This window comes from Oribacterium sinus (assembly GCF_963537195.1).
GTDB classification, from domain to species: Bacteria; Bacillota; Clostridia; order Lachnospirales; family Lachnospiraceae; genus Oribacterium; species Oribacterium sinus_A.
In genome coordinates, this window is sequence record NZ_CAUTEG010000088.1 from 1 (window position 1) to 9,683 (window position 9,683).

A 9,683-nucleotide genomic window follows, 5' to 3' on the forward strand; every position below is an offset into this window, starting at 1 on the left:
ACCGTACGTACAGTGCTGTGAGAGGACGGCGGTTAGTCGCCGCCTCCTACTCGATCGCAAGCAACTTCCTTCGGAAGTTGGTCTAAGTACAGGAGGTGCTATTCTGATGAATAGCACCTCCTTATCAGCACTAACTTCAAGCTTCGCTTTACTCGCTTTCAGTAAGTACTGACGGGCTTAGACTACCCCTAATTCAGACCTATATTGCCGAAAATTTCTTCATTAATTTGATTTTCACAGTAGCTTTGCTATTTTTTCGCCTGATGCGTTGACTTCTTGATACGTAGTCATGATAAGCCCTCTTCCAACTCTTTAATTACTTCATCCATGGGCTGTGAATCATCCTTTAATGCTTGAGAATAGCCTGTAGTCATCATGGCATGAAAGGTATCATTCGACATTTCTTCTTGAATGGGGATGGACTTTTTCTCTATTTTTGCAAATACTCTTGTTTTTTTCGTGATAGACATAAACCATACCTCCTTTTATAAAAGTATAGGAAATGTGTTGTATATTACAACAATTAAAGGTACAAAAAAGGAGCTGTGAAAATCAAAAAAAATTTTTGATTTTTATAGCTCCTTTTTCCCTATGCTCCCGAACGGACTCGAACCGCCACTACTGGCGTCGGAGGCCAGCGCTCTATCCATTAAGCTACGGGGGCAATTATTTGCCAAAGCTACAGAGCTTAAATCAGTCTATAACAATGGTGATAACTTCAAAAGTATAGAACATTCCGATAAAAAATTCAAGGGAATAGCAGATAAACTTCACTATGGTTTATCGAGAAAGTTCATTGCATTCCTGTAGTAGAAAACTTCACTATGCCTTGTCAAAAGAAAAAAGAAAAAATTTCTATTCATTTACCCACTGCTTATTGAAAAAAATTTCCCATTTGCTATAATAATCATATTGTACAATTTCAGAAGGGGTGAGTCTATGCAGGAAGATTTTTTGACGAAAATACGCTCTGCTTACAACCAATTTACCAAAGCAGAGAAGAAGGTAGCGGACTATATTTTACAAAATCCCGATCAGGTTCTGTTTATGTCTATTTCGGATTTGGCGGAAACCTGTAAGGTGGGGGATACTTCTGTTTTCCGGTTTTGTAAAACTATGAATGTGAAGGGCTACCAGGAATTTAAGATGACTCTTTCTCTGTCCATGCGTGGAAATGGAAAGGAAAGCAAGGAGGGAGATGGAGGCAATGTTTCTTTACAGGATAACAATATTGCGGAGCTTGCCGGAAAGGTTTTGGAAGAAACCATTGATTCCATTAAGGAGACTCATTCTCTCTTGGATTTTAACAAGGTTACGGAGGCTATGAATGCCCTTTCCAAGGCAAAACGGATTCTGTTCTTCGGTGTTGGCGCTTCCATGCTGACCGCGATGAAGGCGATGAATAAGTTCCATCGTATTGAGCCGAAGGTTTATTGTTCGGAGATGGTAAGTCAGCAGCTGATGAGTGCAGCAACCATGGAAAGAGGAGATGTGGCCGTGATTTTCTCCTATTCCGGTGCGACCAGAGACATCGTGGAGATCGCAAAGCTGGCGAAGGAGTCCGGAGCCACTGTGGTATCCATCACCCGTTTCCAGAAGTCAGAGCTTACGGATTATACGGATATTTTATTGCTTTGCGGAGCCAATGTGGGTTCTCTGCAGAAGGGCTCCACCTCCGCAGAAATCAGTCAGCTCTTTTTGGTAGACATAATGTACACCGAGTATTATCGGAGACATTACGAGTATTGTAATCAGATTCTGGAAAAAACCACTGTGGCTATCAAAGATAGAAATTAAAGGAAGCGGTCAGAGGAATAGACTGTCAAAGCTATAGTTCCCATAATCATAATAGTTTGATATGATTCATGTCTTTATAAAAAATAGGTCTGAAATAGGGGAGAGAATACTCCGATTTCAGACCTATTATCCTTTGAAACTATCTTATCCGTTTTTCTCTAAACTGTCCCGAAGCTCTTGAATCTTGTCACGATATAGTGCGGCATCTTCGAAGTTTAACTCTGCAGCGGCTGCCCGCATTTTCTTACTAAACTCACGAATCATCTTTTCAATCTCTGCCTTAGACATGGATTCCACATCCTTTTGGAAGCCCTTCTCATCATCCCGAAGTACCTTGGAGATGGCAATCAAATCTCGAACCGCCTTCTTGATGGTGGTGGGGGTGATGCTGTGGGCTTTGTTGTATTCTTCCTGAATCGAACGTCTTCTCTTGGTTTCGTCAATGGTACGCCTCATGGAGTCGGTAATGGTATCCGCATACATGATAACGTGGCCTTCGGAATTTCGAGCGGCACGACCAACGGTCTGAATCAAAGAGGTTTCGGAACGAAGGAAGCCTTCCTTATCCGCATCCAAAATGGCTACCAGCGTAATCTCCGGAATATCCAGTCCTTCTCGAAGCAGGTTAATGCCCACCAAAACATCAAACTTATCCAAACGCATATCTCGGATAATGGCGGCTCTTTCCAAAGTATCAATATCGGAGTGGAGATACTTAACTCTTACCTTTGCTTCCTGCAAATATTTGGTAAGGTCCTCTGCCATTTTCTTGGTAAGGGTGGTGACCAGAATCTTATTGCCCTTGTCGGTTTCCTTATGGATTTCGGAAAGCAAGTCGTCAATCTGTCCCTTGGTGGGGCGTACCACGATTTCCGGATCCAAAAGTCCTGTAGGACGGATAATCTGCTCAGCCCTTAGGATTTCATGCTCCGCCTCGTACTCTCCGGGAGTTGCGGAAACGAAGAGCATTTGGTTGATTTTTCCTTCAAATTCGCTGAAATTTAAAGGTCTATTATCCAGAGCAGAGGGAAGACGGAATCCGAAGTCCACCAGAGTGGTTTTTCGGGATAGATTTCCGTTATACATTCCCCGAATCTGGGGCAGACTGATATGGCTCTCGTCCACAATAATCAGGTAATCCTCCGGAAAGTAGTCCATTAGGGTGTAGGGAGGCTCTCCGGGCTGGGCAAAGTTTAAGTGTCTGGTGTAGTTCTCAATACCGGAACAAACCCCGGTTTCCCGAATCATTTCCACATCAAAGTTGGTTCGCTCGGAAATACGCTGGGCTTCCAAAAGCTTTTCTTCACTCTTAAAATAGGCTACCCGCTCATCCAGCTCTTCCAAAATGTTTTTGCAGGCAATCTTCATTTTTTCCATAGGAATAACGTAGGGGGTGGCAGGGAAGACCATGCAGTGCTCAAGCTTTGCCTTGCCCTTTCCGGTGAGGGCATCAATCAGCTGAATTTCCTCGATTTCGTCTCCGAAAAACTGGATGCGATAGGCCTGCTCACCTTCGGATGCGGGGAAAATGTCTACAATATCCCCCTTTACTCGGAAGGTTCCACGGCGAAAATCCATATCGTTTCGGTTGTACTGGATTTCCACCAGGTTTTTAATCAATTCATCCCTATCCCGCATCTGTCCGGGACGGAGGGAAATGGCCATGTTTAAATATTCCGTGGGGGCTCCCAAACCGTAGATGCAGGAAACGGAAGCCACCACCACCACGTCCTTACGCTCGGAAAGGGCTGCCATGGCAGAGTTTCGTAATTTGTCGATTTCCTCGTTGATGTCCGAATCCTTCTCAATATAGGTGTCGGTGCTGGGAACATAGGCCTCCGGCTGGTAGTAATCGTAGTAGGAAACGAAGTATTCCACTGCATTTTCCGGGAAAAATTCCTTCATCTCGGAGTAAAGCTGTGCCGCCAGAGTCTTGTTATGGGAAATGATGAGGGTGGGCTTTTGGATTTGTTGAATCACATTGGCCATGGTAAAGGTTTTTCCGGAGCCGGTGACACCCAGCAGGGTTTCAAACTGGTTTCCCTCCTGTAAGCCCTTCACCAGTTTTTCAATGGCAGCAGGCTGGTCCCCCATGGGGGCGTAATCCGAATGCAGTTTAAATTCTCCTGTAAGTTGTGATCTATCCATAAAATTCCTCTTTTAAAAAATGTGTAGTTGATACAGATTTCTAAAGCTAAAAAAGCACGTTATTTCTAGTATAGCAAATTCATATACGTTAAAAAAGAAATTTACAGTAGAATAGAGGGGAATATAATGCAGGGTTTATCGGCGGGAGAGTCTTGCGCCCTAGGAGAGCAAGCATTTAGTAGCTATAGAGTCTTGCGTCTTTGGAGGACAAGCATTCAACAGTGAAAAAGTGTTAGAAGAGAAAGGAGCGAAGATGCAGTATTCCATTTGTACGTTGCCGGGGGACGGAATCGGACCGGAGATTGTAAGAGAGGCCAGAAAGGTATTGGAAAAAATAGCGGAGCTGGAGGACTTTAGCCTTAAGTTCACCGAAAAAGCCTTTGGCGGTGCAGCCATTGACTTGTATGGAGAGCCTTTGCCGGAGGATACTTTAGAGGCTTGCAAAGCTTCTGAAGCGGTGCTGATGGGAAGCATTGGGGGAAAGGTAGGCGTATCCCCCTGGTATTCTTTGCCGGTGGAAAAACGCCCTGAGGCAGGTCTTCTTTCTCTTCGGAAGCAGCTGGGCCTTTTCTGTAACTTGCGCCCTGCTAAGCTTTACAAGGAGCTTCGGGATGCCTGTCCTTTGAAGGAAGAAATCATTGGGGATGGCTTTGACATTATGATGATTCGAGAGCTTACCGGGGGCTTGTACTTCGGAAAGCGCTCCATTACCGAGGAAAATGGAGAAGAGGTGGCCAGAGACGAGCTGATTTATCGGGCCCATGAAATCGAAAGAATCGGACGTATTGCATTTTCCCTGGCAAAGGCAAGGGGCGGCAAGCTTTGCTCCGTGGATAAGGCCAATGTTTTGGATAGCTCCAGACTTTGGAGAAAGATTTTCACAAAGCTGGGAGAGGAAGAGAAGGAGGTGGAGCTTCGCCATGCCTTAGTGGATTCCACTGCCATGGAGCTTGTTAGAAATCCGAGAAATTTTTCCGTGATTGTTACCGAAAATATGTTCGGAGACATCCTTTCCGATGAGATGGCGGAGATTGCCGGCTCTTTGGGCATGCTTCCCTCTGCTTCCTTAGGGGAAAATGCCTTTGGGCTTTACGAGCCCAGCGGCGGCTCTGCTCCGGATATTGCAGGACAGAATATCGCCAATCCCTTAGCTACCATTCTATCCGCAGCAATGCTGCTGGAAATTTCTCTGGGGGAGAAGAAGGCGGCAAAAAGAGTGGAAAATGCCGTGGAAAAGGTATTGGCACTGGGGGGCAGAACCAAGGATATCTTCTCCGGAAAAGAAGGAGAAAAGCTTTTGTCCTGTTCGGAAATGGGGGATTTCGTAGTGGCTCAGCTGTAAAGTTCTAGGAACCTTGTTTGTCAAAAAAAATAATAGAAAATCTTAAAAAAATAGGCAAAACGGAAAAAGCTTGTAGCGACTCCGATTTGCCTTGCTTTATGTGGGGGCTCTCCGTATAATGGTAGAACGGCGTAAGCCATGAGAATAAGGAGAGTGGAATGGATAATAATAATGATTTTAAAGGCGGTGAGAATGGAGGCTTCTCTAACTGGGGGCAGACGGTTCTCATCGTTTTAATAGCGGCAACAGTAACCTTCTTTATATATACGGTAGCCCAGCGTTTTATGACCAAGGGCATGTCTCAGGAATTAAGCTATAGTCGTTTTCTTTCTATGGTGGATCAGGATTTGGTGGCCAAGGTAGAGTGGGGAGACGGACAGATTACGGTTTATCCCAAGAGCAGAGTGAAGACAGAGCAGCCGAAGGAAAATCCAAGTAAAGAGGAGAAGGAAGGCATTGCCAGGGATGATGATGAAGGAAAGTCCTTAAACTTTGATACGTCAAAGGAAGAAAATTCTTTCTCTGAACAGAATTCCTCACTGGCGCAAGATTCCTCTAAGAATAATGAGGAAGGTCTCCAAGAGGGCGGTGTAAAAACGGAAGAGGTTTATTTTAAGGAAGATATTTCCGAGAGAACCTCTTGGGAAACTATCCTGGGGATGATTTTAAAGAATCATTTGAAGAGGAGAAATAATGCAGGATCCGACGGCTCTTCCGGGCTGACTCAGGGAGAAAGCAGAGTCTACTATGTGGTGCCGGTCAATGCGGATGCCGCATCTTTAGTGGAGCGGCTCTATAGACACAATGTGGAGATTTACAGAAAGAGACCGGATAATTCCGCCTTTTTGATGCAGATTATTGTCAGCATTGTACTGCCCTTTGTTTTCCTGATTATTCTGATGAACGCCATGGTGAAGAAGATGGGAACCTCCGGGGGAGGATTCTCCGGAGTAGGAAAGTCCAAGGCGAAGATGTATATGCAGAAGGACACCGGCATTAGCTTTAAGGATGTGGCAGGTGAGGATGAGGCGAAGGAAAGCCTTGTGGAAATCGTAGACTTCCTGCATAATCCCACAAAATATACTTCTATCGGTGCGAAGCTTCCTAAGGGAGCCCTTTTGGTAGGACCTCCGGGAACCGGAAAAACTTTGCTTGCCAAGGCTGTGGCAGGAGAGGCCAATGTGCCCTTCTATTCTCTTTCCGGTTCGGACTTTGTGGAGATGTTCGTAGGTGTGGGAGCAAGTCGTGTAAGAGATTTGTTCCGGCAGGCAAACCAGACTGCGCCTTGCATCATTTTCATTGATGAGATTGATGCCATCGGTAAGACCAGAGATACCCGTTACGGGGGCAATGACGAAAGAGAACAGACTCTGAATCAGCTCCTTTCCGAAATGGACGGCTTTGATGCGGGGAAGGGAATCATGGTCATGGGAGCTACCAACCGTCCGGAAATCCTGGATCCGGCTCTGCTCCGTCCGGGACGTTTTGACCGTCGAGTAATTGTAGAAAAGCCTGATTTAAAGGGAAGAGTCAATATCTTAAAGGTACATGCCAAGGATATCAGGCTGGATGACAGCGTAGACTTTGACGAAATCGCCTTAGCCACCAGCGGAGCGGTAGGAGCGGATCTTGCCAATATGATGAACGAGTCCGCCATCACTGCGGTAAAGAACGGCAGAGAAAAGGTTAGCCAGAAGGATTTGTTTGAGGCGGTGGAAGTGGTTTTGGTGGGTAAGGAAAAGAAGGACCGTATCCTTTCCCAGCAGGAGAGAAAGATTGTTTCTTACCATGAGGTAGGACACGCCCTTCTGGCTGCGGTGCAGAAGGACTCCGAGCCGGTACAGAAAATCACCATTGTCCCGAGAACCATGGGAGCCTTAGGCTATGTCATGCAGGTGCCGGAGGAAGAAAAATATCTGAATACCAAGGCAGAGCTTCATTCCATGATGGTGGAATGTCTGGCAGGTAGAGCGGCGGAGGAAATCGTTTTTGAAACCGTAACCACCGGAGCCAGCAATGATATCGAGAAGGCGACAAAGATTGCCAGAGCCATGGTGACTCAGTACGGTATGTCCGAGAAGTTCGGTTTAATGGGACTGGCAAGACAGGAAAATATGTACCTTGGAGGTCGGGCTGTCTTAGAGTGCGGAGACGATACCGCCACAGAGGTAGACCAGGAAGTGGCACGCATTTTGAAGGAGTGCTACGAAGAATCCAAGAAGATTTTGTTGGAAAATCGTTTTGCTCTGGATGAAATCGCAAAGTTCCTGATTGAGAAGGAAACCATTACCGGTAAAGAGTTTATGAAGATTTTTGCCGAGGTAAAGGAAAAGGAAGGAAAAGGAGATCATCCGGAAAATCCTTCAGAGGGGAAAGAGGGAACAGAGGAAAATGAGGGCAAAGAGGAAGGACACTCCGAAGCCTAAGAGGCAGACGCTTCTATAGAAAAGCCGCATTTTCTGAAAGAAATGTACGAAAAAGGTCTGTCAGAGTTCCTTCTCTGGCAGACCTTTTCCCTATGATAAAATACCATATATGACTATGCCCGGTCTCTAAGGACGTACTTCCATAATGTCTGAAACAGTACAGGAAAACAAAAGGCAAAGCTGTCGTATGGTTTCTGTAGAGACCGGTAGGTTTTTCTTCAAACGATGCAGCTGTGCGGCAGAAACTTTGTGGTCTTGAATAAGACGATATTGGCTCACTTGTTCTCGTTCAATCAGTCGCCAAAATGGGGCATAACTAATCACATATACTCCTTTTAAAATGAGAAAAAAGGAAGACAAAATATAAAGAATTCTTCTATCTTGTATAATTTTAACATTATTATGCGGATTCGTATAGAAAGGAATAGACAAAATGACTTTTCTTTTCCTCTTAATCCTTCCCCTACTCCTGCTTATCTATTCCCAGTGGGAAAGAAATCAACTCAGAGTGGAGAAGTATAGGATTTCTACCGATAAGGTAAAGAAGGCCTATCGTTTTCTCTTTCTGACAGACCTCCATGACAAGAGCTTTGGAAAGGATAATGGGATTTTACTGAAAAAAATCGAGGAATTAAAGCCCCGGTGGATTTTCATTGGGGGAGACTTTCCCATCAGCTATTCCGGAGAAAAAACGGCGGAGAGAGATGAGGTGGAAAATTCCTGCCGTTTGCTGTATGCTTTAGCAGAAAAATACCCTCTTTACTATGCCTTTGGAAACCATGAGGAAAAGCTGTTTAGTAAGGAGGAGTTTCAGGGAAAGCAGCAGGCTTTTCGGAAGGCTTTGGAAAAGGTGGAGCTTTTAGAGAATCGTTCAGTGCTTTTAGCTCAGGATTTAGAGCTTAGCGGCTTGTCCTTGGATTTATCTTATTACCGGCCTCTGCTTTGGAAGAAGAAAAAGCCCTTAGGGGAAGAGGATAAGAAAAATTGGGAAAAGGCTATAGGAGCTACCCGGGAGGAACAGCCTAAAAATATTTTTCGCATTGCCTTAATGCACAGCCCCTTTTACCAGGAGGAAATGGAGGCCTTGCCGGTGGATTTGGTGCTGTCCGGACATTTTCACGGAGGAGCCATCGGCTTCCCGGGCTTTGCTTTGATGACCCCACAGTATAAGTTTTTTGTGCGAAACCCAAGAGGTTTACGAAAAGTAGGGGGACAATGGCATTTTACCGGAAGGGGACTGGGCACCCACAGTATCAATGTGCGCCTGGCAAACTTCCCGGAGCTGGCTTGCTTTGATATTCTTCCGATGGGAGAAGCTTAAGGAGAAAATGATGGAAGAAAAGGTGATTTTTTATAAGCTGGATGCCTTTGAGGGGCCGCTGGACTTATTGCTCCACCTTATTGAAAAAAATAAAATCGATATCTATGATATTCCGATTTCGGAAATCACAGAGCAGTATCTGGAATATATGAAGGCGCTGGAGGAAGAGGATCTGGAAATCGTTTCCGCCTTCCTCTTGATGGCGGTGACGCTTCTGGAAATGAAGGCCAGAATGCTGCTGCCGAAGAAGGAAGAAGAGGAAGGGGAGGAAGTAGACCCCAGAGAAGAGCTGGTACAGAGACTTTTAGAATACAAAAAATATAAAAGAATCAGCGGAATGTTACGAGCAAAGGAAAAAACCGCCCCCAATATTATCGAAAAGGAACCCAGTATTCCTAAGGAAGTGGAAAAGTATAAGCCGCCATTGGATTTAGAGGATTTGTTGAAGGGGCTGGATATTCTTAGGCTTCGGGAAACCATGAAGGAGATTTTAAGGCGGAAGGAGGCCAGAAAGGATCAGCTTCGGGCAAACTTTGGAAAGATTAAGCGGGAAAAGATTAGTTTGCAGGGGAAAATGCAGGATATTCTGGCTTATGCGAAAAGTCACGGACGTTTTTACATCCCCACAAATGTAAATAAAAATCAGGGA

The 9,683-nt window shown here is 45.2% G+C and carries 8 protein-coding genes and 1 tRNA gene; 5 read left to right on the forward strand and 4 right to left on the reverse strand.

Annotated elements, in window-relative coordinates:
* Positions 1 to 287: 287 nt before the first annotated feature.
* Both RYL27_RS09180 and RYL27_RS09185 read right to left on the reverse strand, forming a co-directional pair.
* The gene (locus RYL27_RS09180) at positions 288 to 470 is read right to left on the reverse strand and encodes a hypothetical protein (RefSeq protein ID WP_314966743.1); all 183 of its coding nucleotides are present in this window, start codon (positions 468 to 470) and stop codon (positions 288 to 290) included.
* A 122-nt stretch (positions 471 to 592) separates the two neighbouring features.
* A tRNA-Arg gene (locus RYL27_RS09185) sits at positions 593 to 664 on the reverse strand.
* A gap of 275 nt (positions 665 to 939) precedes the next feature.
* On the opposite strand from RYL27_RS09185, the gene RYL27_RS09190 reads away from it, so the two are divergent.
* Positions 940 to 1,797 (forward strand): MurR/RpiR family transcriptional regulator, encoded by an 858-nt coding sequence (locus RYL27_RS09190; protein ID WP_007157873.1) that lies wholly within the window; start codon positions 940 to 942, stop codon positions 1,795 to 1,797.
* 144 nt (positions 1,798 to 1,941) lie between these two features.
* On the opposite strand, the gene uvrB is transcribed toward RYL27_RS09190, so the two are convergent.
* Complete coding sequence (uvrB, locus tag RYL27_RS09195; protein ID WP_314966745.1) at positions 1,942 to 3,945, reverse strand: excinuclease ABC subunit UvrB; 2,004 nt, start codon at positions 3,943 to 3,945, stop codon at positions 1,942 to 1,944.
* 253 nt (positions 3,946 to 4,198) lie between these two features.
* On the opposite strand from uvrB, the gene leuB reads away from it, so the two are divergent.
* Positions 4,199 to 5,287 carry a 3-isopropylmalate dehydrogenase gene (leuB, locus tag RYL27_RS09200; RefSeq protein WP_314329590.1) on the forward strand — a complete coding sequence of 363 codons (1,089 nt, stop codon included), beginning with the start codon at positions 4,199 to 4,201 and terminating at the stop codon, positions 5,285 to 5,287.
* 158 nt (positions 5,288 to 5,445) lie between these two features.
* Entirely contained in the window at positions 5,446 to 7,713 is a 2,268-nt protein-coding gene (gene ftsH, locus RYL27_RS09205; RefSeq protein WP_314966747.1) for an ATP-dependent zinc metalloprotease FtsH, read from the forward strand.
* 126 nt (positions 7,714 to 7,839) lie between these two features.
* Here the strand turns inward: ftsH and RYL27_RS11480 are convergent, their stop codons facing one another.
* Entirely contained in the window at positions 7,840 to 8,037 is a 198-nt protein-coding gene (locus RYL27_RS11480; protein ID WP_007157869.1) for a helix-turn-helix domain-containing protein, read from the reverse strand.
* Positions 8,038 to 8,146: 109 nt separating this feature from the next.
* On the opposite strand from RYL27_RS11480, the gene RYL27_RS09215 reads away from it, so the two are divergent.
* Positions 8,147 to 9,034, forward strand: coding sequence for a metallophosphoesterase (locus RYL27_RS09215; protein ID WP_314966749.1), 888 nt, complete (start codon positions 8,147 to 8,149; stop codon positions 9,032 to 9,034).
* 7 nt (positions 9,035 to 9,041) lie between these two features.
* The coding region (locus RYL27_RS09220) for a segregation and condensation protein A (protein ID WP_314966751.1) at positions 9,042 to 9,683 on the forward strand (642 nt) is incomplete at its 3' end.

Excerpts from the sequence above, each read along its gene's own strand:
- RYL27_RS09180 (WP_314966743.1), bottom strand. The coding sequence starts at position 470 with ATGTCTATCACGAAAAAAACAAGAGTATTTGCAAAAATAGAGAAAAAG.
- RYL27_RS09190 (WP_007157873.1), top strand. The coding sequence starts at position 940 with ATGCAGGAAGATTTTTTGACGAAAATACGCTCTGCTTACAACCAATTT.
- uvrB (WP_314966745.1), bottom strand. The coding sequence starts at position 3,945 with ATGGATAGATCACAACTTACAGGAGAATTTAAACTGCATTCGGATTAC.
- leuB (WP_314329590.1), top strand. The coding sequence starts at position 4,199 with ATGCAGTATTCCATTTGTACGTTGCCGGGGGACGGAATCGGACCGGAG.
- ftsH (WP_314966747.1), top strand. The coding sequence starts at position 5,446 with ATGGATAATAATAATGATTTTAAAGGCGGTGAGAATGGAGGCTTCTCT.
- RYL27_RS09215 (WP_314966749.1), top strand. The coding sequence starts at position 8,147 with ATGACTTTTCTTTTCCTCTTAATCCTTCCCCTACTCCTGCTTATCTAT.